Source organism: Pseudoalteromonas apostichopi, from assembly GCF_030297135.1.
Classification (GTDB): domain Bacteria; phylum Pseudomonadota; class Gammaproteobacteria; order Enterobacterales; family Alteromonadaceae; genus Pseudoalteromonas; species Pseudoalteromonas apostichopi.
In genome coordinates, this window is record NZ_AP028065.1 from 2,695,026 (window position 1) to 2,718,258 (window position 23,233).

Sequence of the window (23,233 nt, forward strand, 5' to 3'; positions counted from 1 at the left end):
AGGTGGTATTACTTTGGAAAATAAGCATTTACAACAAAGCGAATACGATCAATTCCGCTCTTTCTTAGAACAACAATGTGGCATCGTGCTTGGTGATAACAAACTTTACTTAGTAAAAAGTCGCCTAGCGCCGCTTATGGCACGTTTTAATGTCGAGTCTTTATCACAGTTGGTAAGTAAAACCTTAAGTCCTCATGAGAGGCAGCTTCGTGCCGCTGTGGTTGATGCGATGACCACCAATGAGACGCTTTGGTTTCGAGACCAATACCCATTTGAGCTATTGAAAACGAAGCTATTCCCTGAACTTAAAGATGTTCGTCGACCATTGAAAATATGGTCAGCGGCAAGTTCATCAGGGCAGGAGCCATACTCTATTGCCATGTCGGTCGCTGAGTTTCAGGCTAAAAACCCTGGCGTATTAAAGATGGGAGCGCAAATAATTGGCACAGACATTTCTAATACCATGCTTGATATGTGTAAGAACGCTGAGTACGACTCGTTAGCCCTTGCTCGTGGTTTGTCGATGGAACGACGTCAGAAGTTCTTTAAGGACAGCGGTAATGGAATGGCTCAGGTTGTTGAACCTATTCGCAAAATGGTGAGCTTTAGACATTTAAACTTACTAGATTCATACGCCTTAATGGGCAAGTTTGACATTATATTTTGTCGTAATGTGTTAATTTACTTCTCACCAGAAGTAAAAGCTAAAATCATTTCGCAATTTGCTCAAGCTTTAAACCCTAAAGGTTATCTATTTTTAGGTGCATCTGAATCAATGGCGGGCCTTAGTGACAGCTTTGATATGGTTCGTTGTAACCCTGGTATTATCTATCAAAAAAAGTAAACTCTCCTTAGCAACCTAGTCCTTAGGTTGCTAAATTTATCTATTTTTCAGTCTGTTATACAAATAAAGCTTACTCCTTATTTTTGGCTTATCTTTTGCATTGTTCACTGCAGAGTCAATTTTTTGGAGATGGTTATGGCTATCAGTTTTGATAAAGCATTTGGAGTTCATCCGCATGCGATGTTGATCCGTTCACAACGCGCTGAGTTATTAGCGACAAATATCGCTAATGCTGATACGCCGGGCTATAAAGCGAAAGACATCGATTTTGCCTCGGCATTAAAAGCGGCAAAAAGCAACCAGCAAGGTGGCAATAGTATGGTAAGAACCGATGCTAAACATATTGCCGGAGGCAGTCGTTTTGTTGGTAATGCAGAAATGTTTCGTACGCCAAATCAAGCAGATACAGGTGATGGCAACTCAGTTGATATACAAGTGGAACGAAACTTGTATGTACAGAACTCATTAGAGTATCAGGCAAGCCTGCAATTTATGAGTAGTAAAATTAAAGGCTTTAAAAAAGCCCTCGGTAGTCAAGGAGCTTAATCATGAGTTTGTATAATGTTTTTGATATTTCAGCAACCGGTATGAGCGCGCAAAATGTCCGCTTAAATACTACTGCAAGTAATATCTCGAATGCGAATTCGATTAGTTCTAGCCAAGATCAGACGTATCGAGCGCGCCATCCTGTTTTTGCTGCAGAGTTGACTAAAGCGTCAGCATCACAAAGCAATCCTCAGGGCTCTTCTGTTGGCGTTAAAGTACTAGGCATTGTAGAGAGTGATAAGCCTCTGCAAATTGAATATAACCCAAACCATCCAAGTGCTGATGAAAATGGTTACATCTATAAGCCTAACGTTAATGTTGTAGAAGAAATGGCAAATATGATTTCTGCCTCTCGCTCTTACCAAACAAATGTGCAAGTTGCTGATGCAGCTAAGCAAATGTTAAGTAAAACACTGTTGCTTGGGCAGCGGTAACCGAGGATAAGTTATGAGTAACGACATCAGCAGTGCGTCATCCACGTATTTAGATAATTTACGTTGGCAAGACAATCAAAATAAAACAGAAGAGAAAGATGATACTTTAACGCAAGAAGACTTCTTCTCACTTTTAACACAACAGTTGTCGTTTCAAGACCCAAGCAAGCCAGCTGATAATGATCAAATGATTGCGCAGATGACGAACTTCACTATGGCTGAGGGTATTTCAAACTTAAACGAGAAGTTTGAATCACTGACTGCTTCAATGACATCAAATTCTGCGTTACAGGCTTCTACCCTTGTTGGTAAGCAAGCATTACTTGAGTCTGACACGATTGATTTTGATGGTGAAAATCTCGCTAAAGGGTCGGTAGTTGCAGAAACTGCCGTTGAGTCTCTAACGTTAAGAATAACAGATTCATCGGGCCAGTTAGTGCGCACAATTGAATTAGGTTCGCAGTCAGCGGGTGCACTTCGTTTTGAATGGGATGGTAAAGATAACGATGGCAATGTACTACCTGAAGGTGAGTATGACATTAGTGCTGAAGGCTTCGTAAATGGAGACTACAGCAGTATGCCAATGGCGACCTTTAAGAATATTGAAAGTGTCAATATTAATGGCGCCAGCGGCATTATCGTAAATACAAAAGAGGGTGCGGTTAGGCTAACTGATATAGCTGAAATCGCATAAGTAAAAAAGGTTTGGGTTAGCTTAGGCTAAGAGATAGGTTAGAGGTGAGTTATGAGCTTCAATATTGCATTAACAGGCTTAGCAGCCGCGCAAAAAGATTTAGACGTTACAGCAAATAACATTGCTAACGTTAATACCACGGGCTTTAAGGAGTCTCGTGCAGAGTTCGCTGATGTGTACGCATCATCAGTATTTAGTTCTGGTAAAACAAAAAATGGTGACGGTGTAAGAACAACAATGGTGGCACAACAATTCCATCAAGGTTCATTATCTTTCACAAATAACTCGCTCGATTTAGCGATTACTGGCGAAGGTTATTTCGCAATGGCGAATGACTTAGGCGCGCAAGACTTTACATATACTCGTGCTGGTGCGTTCAAACTTAATAAAGACAATTTTATTGTGGATGCTAGCGGAAACTACTTACAAGGTTTCCCTGTTGATGAAGCAACGGGTGATACAACTTCTGTTAGTTTAAGCACATCTTCTGCGCTACAAATTCCTGATGCATCAGGTTCTCCACGCGCTACGACCAATGTTTATTCGTCGTTTAACTTAGATTCGCGTGCATTAACGCCAGCAGTTACACCATTTGACCCAGAGACAAGTGCATCGTACAACAGTTCAACATCAACAACGGTGTATGATTCTTTAGGTGAGCCACACATTTTACAGTTCTTCTTTGTTAAAACTGACGCAGCAGTGACTGGTAATGACAATGAATGGCAAGTGTTTGCAACACTTGATGAAAAGCCGTTTGCTGCTAATGGTACTGAGCAAACTGCGTCGCCATATACACCTATTTCAACTTTTCAGTTTGACTCAAGTGGTTTACCTCAAAGCACTGATGGGACTCCAAATACTGATGCTACGTTTAATCCATTAACAATACCTTCAGGCGGTATATCTGGTTTATTATCTAACGGTGCGAGTTTCCCTGATGATGTAAACATCAATTGGCGCGATGAAGCTGGTACAACGAATAAAATACCGACTCAATATGCAAGTAACTTTGAAGTGAAAGCGCTAGAGCAAGATGGTGCGACTGTAGGTCGTCTATCAGGTATTGATATTGGTACAGATGGTAAAATCGTTGCTTCTTACAGTAATGGTGATACTTCATTCTTAGGCCAAGTGGCAATGGTGCGCTTTTCTAATTCACAAGGTTTACAGCAAGTGGGTAACACGGCATGGAAGAAAAGCTTAACCTCTGGTGAGCCAATTGCCGGTGAACCAGGTTCAGGTACATTAGGTTCAATTAACTCATCAGCTCTTGAGCAGTCAAACGTCAACTTAACAAGTGAACTTGTTGATTTGATCAGTGCTCAACGTAACTTCCAAGCAAATTCACGTGCATTAGAAGTTAACTCAACACTACAACAAAACATCCTACAGATCCGTTAATCTAAACGGCTCTGAGCTTAATCCGACACGAAGGCTGCTCCCTCTATTGGCAGCCTTTTTTCATTTTTACCATCCTATTTATGCGTCAATTTTACTTTGGCACTTTTATTGCATTTCTTTAGTTATCGTATTTTTAGTGAGTCAATGTTATGGACAAAATGGTCTACATTGCCATGTCGGGTGCAAAGCAAAGTTTGCGAGGTCTTGAACTCAAGGCGAACAATCTTGCTAATGCTAACACCACTGGCTTTAAAGCTGATTTTGCACAAGCTCGCTCTATGCAAGCCTTCGGTGAAGGTCTGCCATCTAGGGTGTTTGCAATGCAAGAACGCCCTGGATCTAATATGGAATCGGGTGGCTTTGTTGAAACTGGCCGCGAGCTTGATATCGCGATGAGTGACCGTGGTTGGTTGAGTGTACAAGATGCATCAGGCAATGAGGCGTACACCAAAACTGGCACATTAAACATTACTCCAGATGGCGCGTTGATCACTAGCCACGGCCGTCAAGTAATTGGCGAAGGTGGTCCAATTATTTTGCCGTTACCTATCGAGAAAGTTGAGTTTAGTGAAGATGGCGCTATTCAGGTTCGCCCACAAGGTGCGCCTGCTAACTTTTTAGAAGTAGTTGATCGGCTGAAAGTGATTGAGGCTGATAACACTCAGCTTGAAAAAGGTAATGACGGATTATTCCGACCAAAAGAAGATATGTTGGTAAATGATCTATGTGGTTTTTGTGATATTTCACCGAACGTGAAAGTACTGTCGGGAACGCTTGAGATGTCGAATGTAAACCCAGTGCATGAAATGGTCGACATGATCAGCAATCAACGCCAATTTGAATTACAAGTTAAATTGATGAAAACAGCCGAAGAGCTCGATGAGCGTCAAGATCAGCTGTTACGCATTGTTTAAGATGACTGAGAGGGTAGAGTTATGAATCCTGCATTATGGATCAGTAAAACCGGGCTTGACGCCCAGCAAACCGATATTTCGGTGATCTCAAATAATCTCGCGAATGCCAGCACGGTCGGTTACAAAAAAAGCCGCGCCGTATTTGAAGATTTACTATATCAAAACATTAACCAACCAGGTGGTCGTTCGTCACAAGACACTGAAATGCCATCGGGCTTAATGCTAGGTGCCGGTGCCAAAGTGGTTGCTAACCAAAAGAACTTTTCACAAGGTAACATGCTTACCACAGAAAATTCATTGGATTGGATGATTTCAGGTCCTGGCTTTTTTGAAGTGCAATTACCTGATGGCAATATTGCCTATTCACGTAATGGTCAATTCACGACTGACGAAGATGGTCGAATTGTGACATCGGGAGCGGGTTTTCCGTTGCAGCCTGAAATGAATGTTCCAGATGATGCACAATCAATCACTGTTTCGCAAGACGGTGAAGTGTCAGTTCGTATCGCAGGGCAACCAGACAATGTGGTAATTGGTCAGCTAACTATTAGTGATTTTATTAATCCATCGGGTCTTGAGCCCATGGGGCAAAACTTATACACAGAAACCGCTGTTAGTGGTGCGCCTGTGCAAGGTAACCCAGGTATCGATGGTTTAGGCAGTGTGGTTCAAGGTTCTCTTGAAACGTCTAACGTGAATGTGACAGAAGAGCTCGTTAACTTGATTGAAACACAACGAATTTATGAAATGAATTCAAAAGTGATTTCAGCGGTTGATGAAATGCTTAGTTACATTAATCAGCAGCTTTAATGGGTAGGAGGCAGCATGCGTAATATTATCTTAGTCACATCGGCAGCATTAATGCTGGGTGGTTGTATGACAACGCAAAATCATCATGTGGTTCAGGATGACCCTTACTATGCGCCTATGTACCCGGAGCCTACAACAGAGCCTATGGTACCAACGGGGTCGTTGTTTGATAGTTATTCATCAAATGACTTGTACTCAGATAAAAAGGCTCTACGCGCTGGCGATATCATCACTGTTAAATTGCAAGAGTCTACTCAAGCGACCAAAGCAGCTAAAACCGAAACAGATAAAGAAACGGATGCGAGTTTAGATCCAGTAATTGGTCTGGGAGGTAATCCAGTTAACATTGGTGGTGATAGTATTCAATTTGGTATTGGCTCGGGGGCATCGTTTAAAGGTGACTCAAAGTCTAATCAATCAAACAGCTTATTTGGTGATATTTCTGTCAACGTGATGCGTGTTTTACCCAATGGAAACTTAGTTATTCGCGGTGAAAAATGGCTTACGTTGAACACTGGCGAAGAGTTTATTCGCCTTGAAGGCTTAGTTCGTCCAGAAGATGTTTCAGCTAGTAATACAGTAACATCAAACCGAATTGCCAATGCGCGAATTCAATATTCAGGTAAAGGGCAAATTCAAGAAACACAAAGCGCAGGTTGGCTGTCTCGTTTCTTTAGTAGTTCGCTTTTCCCATTTTAGAGGAACAAAGTCATGAATGGGTTTAAATACATCATCGCTCTTTGCTTAATTAGCCTGCAGTTTTCTGCACAGGCTGAGCGAGTCAAAGATGTATCTATGGTTGAAGGTGTTCGTGCAAACCAATTAGTCGGTTATGGTTTGGTTGTAGGTTTGCCAGGCACAGGTGAACAAAGCAGATTTACTCAACAGAGCTTTAAAGCCATGTTAAATGGCTTTGGTATTACTTTACCAGATAGCTTAAAACCTAAAATTAAAAATGTTGCAGCCGTTGCTGTTCATGCAGAGCTACCAGCATTCAGAAAACCAGGGCAAACCATAGATATTACGGTTTCGTCTATCGGGAGTGCAGGTAGTTTACGCGGTGGTACCTTATTACAAACCTTTTTAAAAGGGGTTGATGGTAATACGTATGCGATTGCACAAGGCAGCTTAGTTGTTGGTGGTCTAGGTGCTGAAGGAGCTGATGGTAGCCGGGTCATTATTAACACGCCAACGGTAGGTCGTATTCCAAACGGTGCCATTGTAGAGCGTGCTATTAAGAGCCCGTTTATGCAAGGTGACTACATTACCTTTAATTTAAACCGCCCTGATTTCACAACGGCAAAACGCTTAGAGCAAACAATTAATGATTTAGTTGGCCCTGATAGCGCGCAGGCAATCGATGCAGCCTCAGTTCGTGTATTGGCACCGCGTGATGCATCTCAACGTGTTGCGTATTTGTCTACTCTTGAAAACTTAGAGTTTAAGCCGGCAGACACCGCTGCAAAAATTATTGTTAACTCGCGCACTGGTACAATTGTGATTGGTAAAAATGTGAAGCTGCAGCCTGCGGCTATTACGCACGGTGGTTTGACGGTCACTATTGCTGAGCAGCAAAATGTGTCACAACCAAATGCCTTAAGTGAAGGTGAAACCGCTGTCACAAATCAAAGCATTATTGATGTTAATGAAGATGACTCACGTGCTTTTGTATTTAACCCAGGTGTTAATCTTGATGATCTCGTTCGAGCCATCAATGAGGTTGGAGCCGCACCGGGTGATTTAATGGCGATTCTAGAAGCTTTAAAAGAAGCGGGGGCGATAAACGGGCAACTGGTTATCATTTAAATTAAAGCGCGCTTTCGAGCGCGTTTTTGTTTCTAGTAGTTATTAAATCATTTAGCACACAAATATCAGTCAAAATCTTTGTTCTGAAGTTACTTCATTCCACTATCAGTTATTAGCTATTCATTTATAAAGTTTTTTATTGGCGCAATTTTTGCATTTTATTTTTCATTATTAACTATTGTGTCAAAAAGCTGATGGATACTAATCATCTCGACAAGCAAAACTTTTTTGATTTAGGTAACTTAGACTCATTACGTCAAAGTGCTTTGAAAAGTGATGCCTCTAGCGATGCGTCAAAAGAGGCGCTGAAAAAAGCGGCGGCACAATTCGAGTCTATCTTCACTCAAATGCTTCTTAAAAGTATGCGTAAAGCAAATGAAGCGTTTGAAGATAAAGACAGCCCATTTAACTCAAGCGGCGTTAAGTTTTTTGAAGAGATGCATGATCAACAAATGTCGGTTGAGCTTTCATCTAATGGCTCGCTCGGCCTAGCTGACTTGATAGTGCAGCAGCTTTCGCCTGACGGTAAGAAGTTTACTCCTGGTTCTGTGCTTAGAACTACTGCTGACTTTGATAGTGATAAACGGGCAAGCGGTGTGGTTGATAGCAAAACTGATGTTAAGGCTGAACCGCAAGCTGTCGCAGATACAACAGCAAACGAGCAAACAGAAAACCGCTTTGAAGATGTGGAGTCTTTTATTAGCTCTGTTTGGGAGCACGCAAAAAATGCTGCACAGAAGATTGGTTTAAATCCTGCTGTGATGGTTGCTCAAGCAGCCCTTGAAACAGGTTGGGGTAAACACATTATCAGTAAAGCTGATGGCACAAGTAGTAACAACTTATTCAATATTAAATCGGATACAAGCTGGCAAGGTGATAAAGCGAGCAAAGTCACGCTTGAGTTTGAACAAGGCGTGCCAGTTAAAAAGCAAGCAAGTTTCCGTTCTTATCAATCGATTAAAGACAGTGTTAACGACTTTGTGGATTTCTTAAATGAAAACCCTCGTTATCAAGAAGCACTCAATAATACCGCAGAGCCTGCAGCCTTTTTAGATTCGTTACAAAAAGCAGGTTATGCAACTGATCCAAATTATGCCGATAAAATTAAGCAGGTATTGAAGCGTGTTGAGCTTCAAAGCGTCGCTGCTTCATTGGTACGTTAAGGAGTAGACCCTGATGTCATTTAGCTTATATGACATAGCAAATGCCGGTGTAAGAGCTAACTCTGAGCTTTTACAAACCACCAGTAAAAACATCGCCAACGTTAATACCGAGGGCTATGTGCGTGAGCGTACAGAGTTCACAACCATGATCGACAACCAAGTGGGTCGTGGTGAAACGTATCGCTTACTGAATGAATTTGCGCAGAAGCAATTAAATAGAGATACCTCTAATAAAACATTCTTTGATCAATTTGTGACTGAAGCAAGCCGTGTAGATAGCTTGTTTTCTGAAGAGTCAAACAGCTTATCAACGAGTGTCAATTCGTTTTTTAACAATGTACAAGAAAGCTTAAATCAACCGTCATCAACAGTAGCTCGTTCACTGGTAATGACTGATGCACAAAACTTAATTGATCAAATGGACAGATTATCGAGCATTGTGGTTGACCAAAAAGCAGTGGTAAATGAGCAACTAGAGATTTTTTCTGAAGAAGCAAATAACCTGATCCAAAATATCAGTGATTTGAATACTAAGATTGCGTCGGTTCATGGTACTGATCGTGAGTCAGTATCAAGTGGTTTATACAATGAACGCGATAAAGCGATTCGTGACTTATCTGAGCTGATTGATATTGAAACCCTTGATGGTAATAACGGCGAAAAGCAAGTGTATTTAGGCTCAGGCCAAGCTCTTGTCATGCAAAGTGGTACATTTAACTTGTTTTCATTCAGTGGCGATCCTGATCCGAACTTTAAAGAATTAAATCTTGATGTAAACGGTGGCAAAGCCGTGCCGCTTGAAGTTGATGTAAGTAAGTTGAAAGGCAAAATTGGCGGCTTACTGGCATTTCGTGACGATATTTTAGTGCCAGCACAAAATCAATTGGGTCAAATGGGCTTAGCATTAGCTGATGCCTTTAACCAACAAAATAGCTTAGGTATGGACGCTAATGGTGAAATTGGTGGTGATATTTTTGCTATTCCAACAGTTGATGCGTTTGGTTATCAAGCCAATACGGGTACATCAACAATGACGGCAACTCTTGAGCCAGGTAAAGGCAGCGAATTGCCAGCAAGTGATTTTATCGTTACTTATACCAGCGCCACGACTGTTGAAATTCAGGCAATCGATAATAAAGGTGAACCCATTGGTACAGCATCTACAGCAAATGTGACTGCCGGTGTGATTGACTCTTCAACTATCACTGGCGGTGAAGCATTTGGTTTACAGCTTAATGTATCGGGTGCTGCCAATACCGGTGATCAATTTATGGTTAAGTTGAACTCTCAGGCTGCAACCAGCTTAGAGCTTGCGACGGAACGCCCTGAAGACTTAGCATTAGCATCACCTATTCGAACTGCGAACGATATTAATAACACCAGTGACGCAAGTATTTCTGCTGGTACAGTCTCAGATATTGATAACTCAACGGGTATTACCGTAGGGCCACCACCTAGTTTGGCGAATGGCGATATCACTCTAGTGAAAACGGCGAATGCTAACGAATATCAAATCACAGATGGCAACGGCACATCAACGTTTACTATTACACCACCTGCTGAGAATATTCTTGCTCAAGCGGGAGCTCCTTATGATGCTTATGGCTTCGATTTTAATATCGAAGGCTCTCCAGCTACAGGCGACACTTTCACACTTGAGTTTAACACTGGTGGTTTTGATGATAACCGTAATGGTTTGCTATTGGCTGATTTACAAAATGGTGAACTAGTTCGTCAAAATGTTGAAGCAAGTAGTACTGCTGATAATCATAAAACCTTTAATCAAGCATATTCTGGAATTGTTACTGATATTGGTGTTGTGACTAGTCAAGCTCAAACCAATGGCGCAGCCTTTACAGCATTGGCTGATCAATCAGAAGCCTGGTATGAATCGCTATCAGGTGTAAACCTTGATGAAGAGGCGGCAAACTTACTGCGTTTTCAACAATCGTATGCGGCATCTGCACAGGTACTTTCAACAGCACGTACTATTTTTGACACCTTATTAAGTGCGGCGAGGTAATTATGCGTATTTCAAATAACATGATGTATAAGAATAACCTTAACTCTATTCTTAACTCACAGCAAAATGTAAACAAAGCACAAGAGCAGGTTAATACCCAAAAGCGTGTATTGACTGCTGCTGACGATCCTTCAGCAACGGCTCGCGCTTTACTTTATAACGATCGCATTCAGGGTAATGAACAGTTCACAAAAAATATCACTATGTTGAATAGCCGCCTGACGACAGAAGAAAGTGTGCTGCAAAATATTAAAGGTGCACTTGAGTCTGCTTATACTTTATCTATTCAAGCAGGTAATGGTGCCTATAGTGATATCGACCGTGAAGGTATTGCTGAAGAAGTTAAGGCACTACAAAGCACCGTTCTTGATTTAATGAATGCAAAAACCGAAGATGGTAAGTTTATCTTTTCGGGCTATCAAGATAATACCCCTTCTTATAGTTACAATAGTACGTCTGGTCGCTATGAATATGGCGGCGATCAGGGGCAACACAAAATCAAAGTGGCTGAAGGTGTAGAAATCAAATCGAGTGACAATGGTTTTGATACATTCGAAAAAGTAAATGCGCGCCTAAATGTGGCCTCAAACGACGGCACTGTGTCTGGCGGTATCACAAGCTCGAAAATTTATGTGACTGAGCAAGCTGATTTTGATAAATTCCATCAAGCAAATTACAACGCTGATCCTGCCGCCGCTGCAAATGCTAATACACTAAGCTTTATTACTACCACAGGCACACCTAATACATTTGTTGTGCAGCAAGCGGGTGTAACGATTGACAGTGGCAGCTTTGAAGACGGCAAAATTGAATATCAAGGTATGGAAATTTCTGTTTCGCCTGTTGCAAACGGCCAAATCGATGTTGACCTTGAAGCGCCACAAAAAGAGAATGCGTTAAATACTTTGGATGACCTGATAGCAGGACTAACCAATCCTAATTTAACTCAGGAAGAGTTTGATCAAGTTTTAGCGGATGCCATTGTACAACTCGATAATGCCAAAAATCAGGTTTCACTTGTACAGGCCGGTTTGGGTGGTCGCTTAAATACAGCCAAGAAAATTGAACAATCAAACGGTGACTTAGATACTAGCAACAGAGCTGCAAAAGCCGAGCTTGTTGAGCTTGATATGGCTGAAGCGATTACTGAACTTACCAAACAGGAAACATCACTGCAAGCTGCACAAGCAACATTTGGCCGTTTGGCTAACCTTTCCTTATTTGATTATTTATAATTTTTGTAGGTTAAGCTTAGTTAATAAGCTTAACCTACAAAACCTACCTTAAGCTTCCTACTTTAAAAGTGCTTTTAGCTCACTCTTTATTGTATTCTTACTCTCATTAACACATCGTGATAGCGGCTTTCAAGGTAACCAGAAGCCATGTTTAGTTAAAAAGATAAAGTATTTCTCTTTTAAATACAGTGCATTAAATAAAAATTTAAAAATTGTTTAAAAATTCACTAAAGGATTTTTTGAGCGGACCGATAACTTAATTAACCAAGCAGAGTAACAAACAACAGTTACCGCTTAATTAGAGTAAGTTTGAGAGTAAATGATAAGTTTACTTCGGGAGAAATATCATGGCACTTTATGTAAATACAAATGTTAGTTCATTAAACGCACAAAGACAATTAATGAATTCTGGTAACTCACTTGATACTTCATTCAAGCGTTTATCATCTGGTCTTCGTATCAACAGCGCAGCTGACGATGCGGCTGGTCTACAAATTTCTGACCGTTTAACATCACAAATCAACGGTCTTAACCAAGGTAACCGTAACGCGAACGACGGTATCTCTTTAGCGCAAACAGCTGAAGGTGCACTAGACGAAGTAACATCAATGTTCCAACGTATTCGTACTCTTGCACAACAAGCGTCGAATGGTTCAAATACAGATGAAGACCGTTTAGCGATTCAAGAAGAGATTCGTTCATTATCAGCAGAGGTTAACCGTGTAGCTGAAGATACAACATTCGGTGGTCAAAACCTTCTTGATGGTACTTATGATGCTAAATTCCAAGTTGGTGCTGATGCAGTACAAACTATCGGCTTCAGTATGCAAAACGTAGGCGGTACGGCTGCTACAAATAGTATCTCTACAAATGGTGGTTTTACGTTATCTGGTATCGCTGGTGTTGCGAGTGCTGTAGGCGGAAAAGGTTTAACAACGCTAGCTGCTGGTGTATCTGATATTGCAGGCTCAGCTATTGGCGCTACAAGTGACTTCCAAACTAAGTTTAGAGAAACATCAATCAGCGTGTCATCTCAAACAAATGCACAATACGTGTTAGCAGGTATGGATGCGATGATTGCGGTAGTTGATAAAAAGCGTGCAGAGCTAGGTGCGGTTCAAAACCGTTTCCAATCAACAATTCGTAACCAATCGAATATTGCTGAAAACTTAAGTGCCGCGAAATCACGTATCAAAGATACAGACTTCGCGACTGAAACAGCGAACTTAACTAAGATGCAAATCTTACAGCAAGCTAGCCAAACAATCTTGAGTCAAGCTAACCAACGTCCTCAAGCGGCATTAAGCTTACTAGGTTAATAGTTGGGGGATTTGAGTTAAAGTGAAGTCAAAACTTTGACTCAAAAGAAAAGCGCCTTTGTCTAATGGGGTATTAACAAAGGCGCTAAGATAGGATTATAAAGCGGAGGCGCTCAAAATCCTGACAGTAGTGTTCTAACATTTGTAAGAACATAAAACATATAGCACAAATTATGCCATAGTTTGTGAGAAAGAACCCACTCTTAAACTTATCTCTTCCAAGGCTCCTATTAGTAGGAGCCTTTTCTCATTCTTTAGTGTTTAGTTAATAGTTGGCCTATTAATTGCTCTAATTCTTTTAAGTTAATTAACTAACCAGCAAAGTGGCAGTTTTTTGCCCCAGGCGACTCAGATTTGCCGCTGTAAGGGTCACTTTGTCAAAACACTTTTAAAGTGACTTAACTTTGACAGATAAGAAGAGAGTTTATTATGGCTTTATATGTAAATACTAATGTTAGTGCATTAAACGCACAAAGACAGTTGGATAGATCAGGTGGCGATTTAGATACCTCGTTTAAACGCCTTTCATCAGGCTTACGTATTAACAGTGCAGCAGATGATGCAGCTGGTTTACAAATTTCTGACCGTCTACAATCACAAATTTTGGGTTTGAATCAAGGTAACCGAAATGCGAATGATGGTATTTCACTTGCTCAAACAGCTGAAGGTGCATTAGATGAAATCACATCGACTTTTCAGCGTATCAGAACACTTGCTCAACAAGCCGCTAACGGCTCGAATACTGATGAAGATAGACTGGCAATCCAAGAAGAGATCCGTCAACTGTCTGCAGAAGTAAACCGAATTTCAAGTGATACTACTTTTGGTGGTCAAAATCTATTAGATGGTACTTATAAAGCTAGCTTCCAAGTAGGTGCTGACGCTGTTCAGGTTATTGGCTTTAGTATGCAAAATGTTGGTAGTACAGCGGCTACAAACAGTGTTTCAGCGAATGGTGGCTTTACTATGTCTGGTATCGCGGGCATTGCTTCAGCTGTTGGTGGTAAAGGTTTAACAACACTTGCTGCAGGTGTATCAGAAATTGCTGGTTCAGCTGTCGGTGCTACAAGTGATTTTGCGACCAAATTTACAGAAACAGGTATTAGTGTATCTTCACAGACTAATGCACAGTATGTTTTAGCTGGTATGGATGCGATGATTGCGGTAGTTGATAAGAAGCGTGCAGAGCTAGGTGCTGTGCAAAACCGTTTCCAATCAACTATTCGTAACCAAGCGAATATTTCTGAAAACTTAAGCGCAGCAAAATCACGAATTAAAGATGCTGACTTTGCTTTAGAAACAGCTAACTTGACCAAAAACCAAATTTTACAACAAGCAAGCCAAACAATTTTAGGTCAAGCAAATCAACGACCTCAAGCGGCTTTAAGTTTGTTACAAGGCTAAAATTAAAAATTAGTTAAAAAAATTTACAAATAAAGCTAAAGCTTTCGCTTTATCAGACGATAAACGAGTTAGAGAACTATCAATCTAGGACTCTAAGTCGGTTAAACCGCAGGGTAGGGGTATCCCGTTGTTTAGCTATAAAATGATAAAGCGGAGGCTAATATGGCTTTATATGTAAACACTAATGTGAGTTCTTTGAACGCACAAAGACAGTTAAGTAAATCAGGTACATCACTTGATACTTCTTTCCAACGCCTTTCATCAGGCTTACGCATTAATAGTGCAAAAGACGATGCTGCTGGTATGCAGATCGCTAACCGTTTAACAAGCCAAGTTAATGGTTTAACGCAAGGTAACCGAAATGCGAACGACGGTATCTCTTTAGCGCAAACAGCTGAGGGGGCACTAGACGAAGTAACGTCAATGTTCCAACGTATTCGTACTCTTGCACAACAAGCATCGAATGGTTCGAATACTGATGAAGACCGTTTAGCACTTCAAGAAGAAATTCGTTCACTTTCTGCAGAAGTTAACCGTGTTGCTGAAGATACAACGTTCGGTGGCCAGAACTTACTTGATGGTACTTACGATGCTAAATTCCAAGTAGGTGCTGATGCTGTGCAAACTATTGATTTCAGTATGCAAAACGTAGGTGGTACTGCTGCAACAAACAGTATCTCTACAAATGGTGGTTTTACGTTATCTGGTATCGCTGGTGTTGCGAGTGCTGTAGGCGGAAAAGGTTTAACAACGCTAGCTGCTGGTGTATCTGATATTGCAGGCTCAGCTATTGGCGCTACAAGTGACTTCCAAACTAAGTTTAGAGAAACATCAATCAGCGTGTCATCTCAAACAAATGCACAATACGTGTTAGCAGGTATGGATGCGATGATTGCAGTAGTTGATAAAAAGCGTGCAGAGCTAGGTGCGGTTCAAAACCGTTTCCAATCAACAATCCGTAACCAATCTAATATCTCTGAAAACCTAAGTGCTGCGAAATCACGTATCCAAGATACAGACTTCGCGACTGAAACAGCTAACTTAACTAAGATGCAAATCTTACAACAAGCTAGCCAATCAATCTTAAGCCAAGCAAATCAACGCCCTCAAGTAGCACTTTCACTACTAGGCTAATATTTGTTTTATAAGTCACTTCAGGCTCAGGAAATTTGCTTCGAAGTGGCTTATACTTACCGAGTAAGATATTAAGAGGTGTTACTATGATAGATCTTAATTCAACGCAAAGGTCTAATGATAACCTTACTGCCGGTGGAAATTCTGCAAATTTAAAAGCCGAAATAGATGATATTAAAGCAAATAAAGGCACAGTAATTGCTGGTAGAGAGCCCGTGGATATTGAACAAGTTTCAAAAAGAAATGAGCAAAAAGATAAAGAAGATCTAATTGCCGAAGTAAAACAAAACCTTGAAAAACTCAATAGCTATATCCCAGTTACATCAACAAATTTAATTTTTGAATTTGATGAAGAGGGGGATCCACCCATTATCAAAGTTCTTGATAAAGAAAATGACGAAGTAATTCGAGAAATTCCAACAGAAGAATTTCGCGAAGTGGCTAAAGCTTTAGAAGAGTTTGCCGATAAATTAAGCAATAAAGGTTTGTTGTTCGATAGAACAGCGTAGCAATTAGTATTTTAGGAGTATTACTATGGCATTAATTACATCTGCTGGGGTTGGTTCTGGACTTGATCTGGAAAGTATCATCAGCGCGACACTATCAGCTGAGAATACCCCTAAACTACAAGCGCTCGCTGAAAAAGAAGAGTCTTTACAGGTAGAACTTTCTTCTCTAGGCGAAGTGAAATCTGCAATGTCTAAGCTGCAAGATACAATAGAAAAACTTGCGGATATTGATAACTTTAATAAGCGTATTGCGAACATTAAGCAACCGACTAGTGATGATGGCGATCTGATATCAGTAACACCAACATCTGATATTTCACCTGGGGACTTCAATATTGAAGTTGTTGAACTCGCTCAAGGTAGTCGAGCTACATCTAATGCAGGCTTATTTAATTCAACTGATGATGTCGTCACCGCTTCTGGTGGAACTTTATCTTTTGCTGCTGGCGATAAAAGCTTTGACTTAACACTTGATGCAGGGGCAACATTAGCAGATTTACGCGATGCAATTAACGATTCAGACGATAACTTTGGCGTTACTGCGAATATCATTAACACAGGAACAGAATCAAAGTTAGTCCTCACATCAAATGTATCAGGTGATGGTAATGATTTAGTTATTACTAACGATACAGCTGAACTTGATAATGTTTCAACACTTGCTAACGATGGTGTTACTGCTGGCGGTATTGCTATTGCAGCCGGTGATGAAGCTAAAAGTGCAGAAATTAAAGTGGATGGTATTTCAATTGTTAATGATACCAACACTTTTAAAGATGCTGTACAAGACATGACAATTGTTGCTAAGCGACAAAGTGTTGACGGTGAAACTGCAAAATTATCTGTAAATGTAGATACTGAAAGTGTTACCAAGCTAGTTGATGAGTTTATCGCGAACTATAATAACCTAATTGGTCAAATTGGCTTGCAAACTAGAGTTGGCAAACCTTTAAATGCAGATTCAACAATTCGTTCATTCGACTCTCAACTAATTAATGCACTTTCAACACCTATTACGGATGCTGGTCCATTTTCAAGTATCTTTGATATCGGTTTAGGTGTTGATAAAGATGGTTACTTGGAAAAATCTAGCCTAGTCCGTAGCTTAAATGAAGCTATGGATGAGAATTATGATGATATTGGCAAGGCTTTTGCAGGTGAAAATGGTATAGCAAAACAATTAGAGTCTCTTTTTGACAACTACTTAGACTCTAAAGGAATCATGAATCAACGAGAAACTAACTTAAATTCTCAACTTGATGACCTAGAAGATGATGTTATTAATCATGAATATAGAATGGAAGAGTTAGAAGCAAGGCTTCGCCAGCAATATGCGGGCTTAGATGTGTTGTTAGCGCAAATGCAGTCAACGCAAACGTACTTAAGTGCACAACTATCTAGTCTTCCAGGGTTTACTAAGTCATCATCATAAAAGTTATTTTTCTCTTTGTTTAGGCATATAGGTGAACCATGTACAACGCAAAAGTTAAAAATTATCAAAAAGAAGCACTTAAAACTCGCATTGCAGGTGCTGACCGTTACGAAATCATTCAAATGCTGATGGCTGGCGCTATTGAAAAGATGGTACTAGCTAAAGTTGCCATAGAAAAAAAACATTACGAAGCCAAAAGTGAGCATCTATCTAAAGCATCAGCTATTTTAGAAGCGCTAAGAGGGTGTTTAGATTTCGAAGTAGGTGGAGAAGTTACTGAAAACCTCTATGCATTATATTCATACATGATTGACCGGTTGTTAGACGCAAGCATTAAGAACGATCCTGAAATAGTGACTGAGGTCTCTAACCTTCTTAAAGAAATTAAGTCAGCGTGGGATGCCATTCCGCACGATGTTCGTGAAAAAACACTTTTAGATAATGGTGTAGACGCGAATGTTGGATAATCAATTAGCTGACTTTGAGAAGCAAATTGATCAAATCAACTCATCATTAATCAAGGAAGATTTTGAACAATGCGAATCTTCTTTTAAAAAATTAGACCATGACATAAGAGCTTATTTTGATCAAAATGCTTCCTTAGCTGATTCTAATGTTGAGGCTTATCAAGTATTTTATGATAAGTTCAATGATTTAGTGACTAATATAGAAAACCGAAAAAAAACATTAGCCAAAACGATAGCGTCCCAGTTACGTACCAAAAAGAAGCTCGATGTTTATAAAAGTATCAAGTAGGTAAAAAATGACCAAACTCCCCTCTGTTGAGGCTCAAATCGAGTCCCTTTCAAATAAAATCGATGAGACAATTGAGCAGCAAAGAAGAGAGCAAGAGTTCGCGGATAAGGCAAATTCTAAGTTTGAAGAAAATCTTTTAGCGTTTAAGCAATATTTCCCTGAAATTTTTGAAAAATTCCTTAAATACGAACCAAGTGAACACTTTCAATTTATTCTAAACGACAATGGCACTGCGAATATTATTGATTATGAAACAAGAGTGCCTATGTACTCTTCAGATCCTATTAAGCAAGCTGTTGAGCAAGTTCACAAAAACCTCGAAAATCCAATTTTAGGCAAAACCGATCACTCAGCTATTTCATCCGTAGAGAATCCGTTAGATTTTATTCATATCGATTTGATGAATAATCTAGGGAAGCTTTTTGGTGAAGCAAAGGCCAATTTACCTGTCAATAACTCATTAGATGAGAAACTGCCAAGTTTAATGTTGTTTGGTATTGGCCTTGGTTATCACTTACCTGAACTCATTGAAAAACGTGAAATTAGTTTTATAAATATCATTGAGCCTAACGAAGATTACTTCTTTGCAAGTTTATTTGTAGCTGAATGGAAGAGTATCTTAGAAAGTATTGATAAAAATGGTAGCTTTCTTTACCTAGGTATTGGTAAATCTGAAGACGAAGTATTTAAAAATATCTATGACAGAAGCCGTAATGTAGGTATCGCGTCTGTTAGCTATACTTGGTTCTATCAACATTACCCATCTCAAAAAATGAATAAATGGATTGATGAGTTTAAAACTAATTTTCATCAATTTTTTACCGGTTTTGGTTTTTTTGATGACGCTATGATGGGCATCGCACACACGCTTGGTAATTTAGAAAATGAATTTAATCTAATGAGCGTGCAAAATCCAATGAACAAAGAGATGGCCGAATTTCCAGTAGTTATCATTGCGAATGGACCATCTCTCGACCAAGAAATAGAATTTCTACAAAAACTGCAAGACAAAGTCGTTATTCTATCTTGTAATTCAGCATCAACGGCTCTAGTTAAAAAGGGAATTATTCCTGACTTTCATGTTGCTTTAGAAAGAACAGAGATGACCCATGATTTCTTACGGGACTTTTTGCCTGAGTCTGCTCGTAAGAAGATGAATTTGCTTGTTACGAATGTGATGCACCCAACAGTTTCTAGTTTATTTCCTTGGACAGGGTTTGGTCTTAAAGGGAATGAATCTGCAACTCAGTTAGTACATTTAGCTCAATTTATTAATAGAAAACCAATCACTGAGGTGCTTTCTTACTGTAACCCATTGGTTGGTAACACTGCGTTGAGTTATGCATGTCATCTTGGCTTTAAGAATATTTACCTCTTTGGTGTAGATAACGGCTATGTTGATGAGGATTATCATCACTCTAAATCGAGCTTTTATTACAACAAAGAAGGTCAGGTAGAACATAAGCCTTTAAAGATAGGTAAACAAATCGCACTGCCAGGAAACTTTGTTCCTACGATACTCACTGATGAATTTATGAGTGTAGGCAACATTCAAATGGAAAAGTTAATAAATTCATTCCAAAATCAGGGGATTAACTTTTATAACTGTAGTAACGGTGCAAAAATTAAAGGTGCCACACCTCTGCATTCTGACTATATCTACTTAGAACCTACTTCATTAAGTAAATCAGCAGTCGTTGAGTATGTGAAGGAGCACCGTTTCTCTACGAGAGTCGATTTAGGTGAGGTTGAGCCTTTACTTCATTTCGAAGAGTTTACAGAATTCTGTAAAACAATGGCAGAAATGCTAAAAGAAGAAACGGCTATTCGCTCTGATGCACTCAACAACCTACTGAAAAGTGTTCGTTATTTATATTCTTTTAAAAATTCAGCGAAATATTTAAACGTATTTTTGCTGTTTGAAGGTGAAGTGCTTTATACCACGTCTTTATTAGTATCATTACTTTATAATTATGGTAATGAAACGGAAATTTTAGAGTACTACAACAAAGCACTTGACTGCTGGATTTCATTTATTGAAGGTGCTCCTGACTATTACAAAGAAAATGTACGACTATGTAAATAAAGATATTTTTAATAGAATTTATCTTTATATTTAATTGGTTCACGATAAAATTTGGGCTTGATATATTCATTCATCCAGTCAAATGTTTGAATATATTAAATGGATAATACACTCCCTTCAGTAGAAGAATTTAAGATTATGACCGCAAAAAAAACAACAAGCAGCATTGCTCTTCAAAAAAGGGCAAAAAGTATCATTCCAGGATTAACCCAATTGCTTTCTAAGCGACCAGATATGTTTAGTACCAATATTTGGCCAGGGTATTTTGCTAAATCAAAAGGATGCCAAGTTTGGGATCTTGATGGTAATGAGTACCTCGATATGTCTATTTCGGGTATCGGTGCAAATATTCTTGGTTATGCGGTAGATGAAGTTGATGATGCGGTTATTAACTCTATTCGCAATGGGGTTAGTTCTAGCTTAAATTGCCCTGAAGATGTTGAGCTTGCTGAGAAGTTATTAGAATTACACCCTTGGTCTGAAGAAGTTAGATATGCCCGTTGTGGCGGTGAAGCAATGACTGTAGCAGTGCGTATTGCACGAGCAGCAACAGGTAAAGATAAAATTGCTTTTAGTGGTTATCACGGATGGCATGATTGGTACTTATCAGCCAATGTTACAAGTAATAGTAATCTTAACGACCATTTAATTCCTGGCCTTTCACCTAAAGGTGTTCCTAAAGCGCTAGCAGGAACAGCACTCCCTTTTCCTTTTAATGATATCGAAGCGCTAGAGCAGTTAGTTGCTGAAAATGGTGAAGAGCTTGCAGCTATCGTGATGGAGCCAATGAGAAATTTTGCCCCATCTGAAGAATACTGGCAGCAAGTTGAGGCCATTGCAGCACGATTAAATATCCCATTAATTATTGATGAAATATCTATGGGCTTTAGGATCAACTGTGGCGGATCGCATTTGAAGCTGGGTATTAATCCTGATATCGCTGTTTTTTCTAAGGCAATGGCTAATGGCTATGCTATGGCTGCCGTCATAGGCAAGTCTAAATGGATGGATGCAGCACAAACTAGTTTTATATCTAGCACTATGTGGACTGAACGAGTAGGGCCTACAGCTGCATTAGCAACGATCAACTATTACGAGCAACACCAAGTCCATGAGCATCTAGCCGTAATCGGTGCAAAAATTAAGGATGGCTGGCTAAGTTTAGCGCAAAAGCATGGCCTTGAAATTCATGTTTCTGGTATTGATGCTCTTTGCCACTTTAGTTTAAAGAATGAAAACTTTTTGACGCTTAAATCTTACTTTATTGAGAAAATGTTAGAGCAAGGTGTATTAGCAACTAATATGTTTTACTGCATGTATGCGCATAAAGAGCACCACGTTGAGACTTATTTAAAAGCGGTTGATAATGCGTTTTCGGCCATAGCCGATGCGATTGAAAATCCACAGTTACTGGCACATGTTATTCCATCAACCTCGGGCTTTAAAAGGCTGAATTAAGATGAACTTACTGACTTCAAATAGGTTTAAACTAAGATACCTAGAAGCGGCTGATGCATCTGCTAAGTATTTAAACTGGTTGAATTCAGGTGTTAGCGAATTCATCCTAAATAAACCAGAGTCTAACAGTGGCCTTGTTGCATATATTGAAGAGCAGCTTGCAGATAAAGATGTGTATTTTTATGGCATTTTTACTCTTGATAGTGATGAGCATATTGGAAATATTAAGTTTATCATCAAAGGAAAAAGCCGCGATTGTGTTGAAATGGGTATTCTGATTGGTGAAAAAGCGTGGCATGGCAAAGGGGTTGCAAAGGAAGTAATTGAATGTTTTGCAAGCCATGCAAAGCAGCAATTAGGTATTACTAAAATGCAGCTTGGTGTTGACTCAGCAAATACTGCTGCCGTTTCGGCTTATTATAAAATAGGTTTTAAAGTTGTAGATGATGGTCGAAATGATGGCGGTCTAACAATGTTATGGGAGTTTTAAGTTGTTGAATACTTTTACTGAACAGCTTGTTTCAAAGCTTCTGAACAACGATTTTTATATTGTAATTCAAGCTAGAATGACGTCATCTCGTTTACCTAAAAAGGTAATGCTGCCTCTTGGAACAAAGCCTGTATTAGAAGTGATGCTTGAAAGATTGGCTCCTTTTAAAGAGAAGATCATTATCGCGACAACAGATGATGGCACTCAGCGACCGATCACTGAGTTGTGTGAACGACTAGGTGTAAAATACGTTGAAGGTGACACTAACAATGTATTAAATCGCTATTACCTAGCGGCACAGTCTGTAAAGGCAAACTCAGATACTGTGATTGTTCGTTGTACCAGTGATTGTCCTCTCATTGATTTAACTGAAACCGCACGTGTTATAGACCACTTTTATAGTGTGCGCAGTGAGTATGATTATATTTCGGCTGGCCCTCACTGTGGTTTCCCTAATGGCTTTGATACAGAAGTGTTTACTTTTGAGGCGCTTAAATCAGCCTTTGAATGCGCAACAGAAGATTTTGAAAAAGAACATATGACGCAATTTATTTGCAGAAATATGAAAGTGGCTGACTATAAGAACGTTGATGATTTCAGTCATTGGCGCTTAACTTTAGATGAGCCAGCTGATTATGAGTTAATTAAAGCCATTTATAGCTTATTCAATTACCGCACTGATTTTACATTTGATGAATTAAAACAAATGCTAAGCTCTCATCCTGATATACTTAAGATCAATGAGCACGTAGAACAAGTTCAAGTTGGGTAA

Annotated in this window: 23 protein-coding genes; all 23 read left to right on the top strand. The window is 39.7% G+C overall.

The window, feature by feature from the left end:
• Positions 1-13: 13 nt before the first annotated feature.
• The 23 genes from QUE86_RS12185 (at position 14) to QUE86_RS12295 (ending at position 23,233) form a co-directional block, all read left to right on the top strand.
• Positions 14-844 carry a CheR family methyltransferase gene (locus QUE86_RS12185; RefSeq protein WP_130052112.1) on the top strand — a complete coding sequence of 277 codons (831 nt, stop codon included), beginning with the start codon at positions 14-16 and terminating at the stop codon, positions 842-844.
• Positions 845-979: 135 nt separating this feature from the next.
• On the top strand, positions 980-1,390 hold the full coding sequence (gene flgB, locus QUE86_RS12190) for a flagellar basal body rod protein FlgB (protein WP_286257485.1): 411 nt from the start codon (positions 980-982) through the stop codon (positions 1,388-1,390).
• Between the two features lie 2 nt (positions 1,391-1,392).
• On the top strand, positions 1,393-1,824 hold the full coding sequence (gene flgC / locus QUE86_RS12195; RefSeq protein WP_130052110.1) for a flagellar basal body rod protein FlgC: 432 nt from the start codon (positions 1,393-1,395) through the stop codon (positions 1,822-1,824).
• A 13-nt stretch (positions 1,825-1,837) separates the two neighbouring features.
• Entirely contained in the window at positions 1,838-2,518 is a 681-nt protein-coding gene (locus QUE86_RS12200; RefSeq protein ID WP_062566777.1) for a flagellar hook assembly protein FlgD, read from the top strand.
• Positions 2,519-2,569: 51 nt separating this feature from the next.
• Positions 2,570-3,922 carry a flagellar hook protein FlgE gene (gene flgE / locus QUE86_RS12205; protein ID WP_256854791.1) on the top strand — a complete coding sequence of 451 codons (1,353 nt, stop codon included), beginning with the start codon at positions 2,570-2,572 and terminating at the stop codon, positions 3,920-3,922.
• A 149-nt stretch (positions 3,923-4,071) separates the two neighbouring features.
• Complete coding sequence (locus tag QUE86_RS12210; protein ID WP_054553307.1) at positions 4,072-4,836, top strand: flagellar basal body rod protein FlgF; 765 nt, start codon at positions 4,072-4,074, stop codon at positions 4,834-4,836.
• A gap of 21 nt (positions 4,837-4,857) precedes the next feature.
• Positions 4,858-5,646 carry a flagellar basal-body rod protein FlgG gene (flgG, locus tag QUE86_RS12215; protein ID WP_130052107.1) on the top strand — a complete coding sequence of 263 codons (789 nt, stop codon included), beginning with the start codon at positions 4,858-4,860 and terminating at the stop codon, positions 5,644-5,646.
• A gap of 15 nt (positions 5,647-5,661) precedes the next feature.
• Positions 5,662-6,345: a flagellar basal body L-ring protein FlgH gene (gene flgH, locus QUE86_RS12220; protein ID WP_130052106.1), complete on the top strand. Its 684-nt coding sequence runs from the start codon at positions 5,662-5,664 to the stop codon at positions 6,343-6,345.
• A gap of 12 nt (positions 6,346-6,357) precedes the next feature.
• A complete protein-coding gene (locus QUE86_RS12225; RefSeq protein WP_130052105.1) occupies positions 6,358-7,452 on the top strand; it encodes a flagellar basal body P-ring protein FlgI in 1,095 nt (364 codons plus the stop codon).
• A gap of 194 nt (positions 7,453-7,646) precedes the next feature.
• Positions 7,647-8,615: a flagellar assembly peptidoglycan hydrolase FlgJ gene (flgJ, locus tag QUE86_RS12230; protein WP_167657914.1), complete on the top strand. Its 969-nt coding sequence runs from the start codon at positions 7,647-7,649 to the stop codon at positions 8,613-8,615.
• Between the two features lie 13 nt (positions 8,616-8,628).
• Positions 8,629-10,638: a flagellar hook-associated protein FlgK gene (gene flgK / locus QUE86_RS12235; RefSeq protein ID WP_286257496.1), complete on the top strand. Its 2,010-nt coding sequence runs from the start codon at positions 8,629-8,631 to the stop codon at positions 10,636-10,638.
• Positions 10,639-10,640: 2 nt separating this feature from the next.
• Entirely contained in the window at positions 10,641-11,873 is a 1,233-nt protein-coding gene (flgL, locus tag QUE86_RS12240; RefSeq protein ID WP_286257498.1) for a flagellar hook-associated protein FlgL, read from the top strand.
• 347 nt (positions 11,874-12,220) lie between these two features.
• The gene (locus tag QUE86_RS12245) at positions 12,221-13,192 is read left to right on the top strand and encodes a flagellin N-terminal helical domain-containing protein (protein ID WP_286257500.1); all 972 of its coding nucleotides are present in this window, start codon (positions 12,221-12,223) and stop codon (positions 13,190-13,192) included.
• Positions 13,193-13,621: 429 nt separating this feature from the next.
• A complete protein-coding gene (locus QUE86_RS12250) occupies positions 13,622-14,596 on the top strand; it encodes a flagellin N-terminal helical domain-containing protein (protein ID WP_286257503.1) in 975 nt (324 codons plus the stop codon).
• A gap of 162 nt (positions 14,597-14,758) precedes the next feature.
• Positions 14,759-15,730, top strand: a complete 972-nt coding sequence (locus QUE86_RS12255; RefSeq protein WP_105175247.1) for a flagellin N-terminal helical domain-containing protein — start codon at positions 14,759-14,761, stop codon at positions 15,728-15,730.
• An 86-nt stretch (positions 15,731-15,816) separates the two neighbouring features.
• Entirely contained in the window at positions 15,817-16,239 is a 423-nt protein-coding gene (locus QUE86_RS12260) for a flagellar protein FlaG (protein ID WP_286257506.1), read from the top strand.
• A 25-nt stretch (positions 16,240-16,264) separates the two neighbouring features.
• A complete protein-coding gene (fliD, locus tag QUE86_RS12265; protein WP_286257508.1) occupies positions 16,265-17,671 on the top strand; it encodes a flagellar filament capping protein FliD in 1,407 nt (468 codons plus the stop codon).
• 38 nt (positions 17,672-17,709) lie between these two features.
• Positions 17,710-18,138 (top strand): flagellar export chaperone FliS, encoded by a 429-nt coding sequence (fliS, locus tag QUE86_RS12270; protein ID WP_286257510.1) that lies wholly within the window; start codon positions 17,710-17,712, stop codon positions 18,136-18,138.
• A complete protein-coding gene (locus tag QUE86_RS12275; protein WP_286257512.1) occupies positions 18,128-18,427 on the top strand; it encodes a hypothetical protein in 300 nt (99 codons plus the stop codon). The genes fliS and QUE86_RS12275 overlap by 11 nt, the downstream gene beginning before the upstream one ends.
• A 7-nt stretch (positions 18,428-18,434) precedes the next feature.
• Positions 18,435-20,513 carry a motility associated factor glycosyltransferase family protein gene (locus QUE86_RS12280; RefSeq protein WP_286257513.1) on the top strand — a complete coding sequence of 693 codons (2,079 nt, stop codon included), beginning with the start codon at positions 18,435-18,437 and terminating at the stop codon, positions 20,511-20,513.
• Positions 20,514-20,612: 99 nt separating this feature from the next.
• Positions 20,613-21,971, top strand: a complete 1,359-nt coding sequence (locus QUE86_RS12285) for an aminotransferase class III-fold pyridoxal phosphate-dependent enzyme (protein ID WP_286257515.1) — start codon at positions 20,613-20,615, stop codon at positions 21,969-21,971.
• 1 nt (position 21,972) lies between these two features.
• Positions 21,973-22,461 (top strand): GNAT family N-acetyltransferase, encoded by a 489-nt coding sequence (locus QUE86_RS12290; protein WP_130052090.1) that lies wholly within the window; start codon positions 21,973-21,975, stop codon positions 22,459-22,461.
• 1 nt (position 22,462) lies between these two features.
• Positions 22,463-23,233 (top strand): cytidylyltransferase domain-containing protein, encoded by a 771-nt coding sequence (locus QUE86_RS12295; protein ID WP_286257519.1) that lies wholly within the window; start codon positions 22,463-22,465, stop codon positions 23,231-23,233.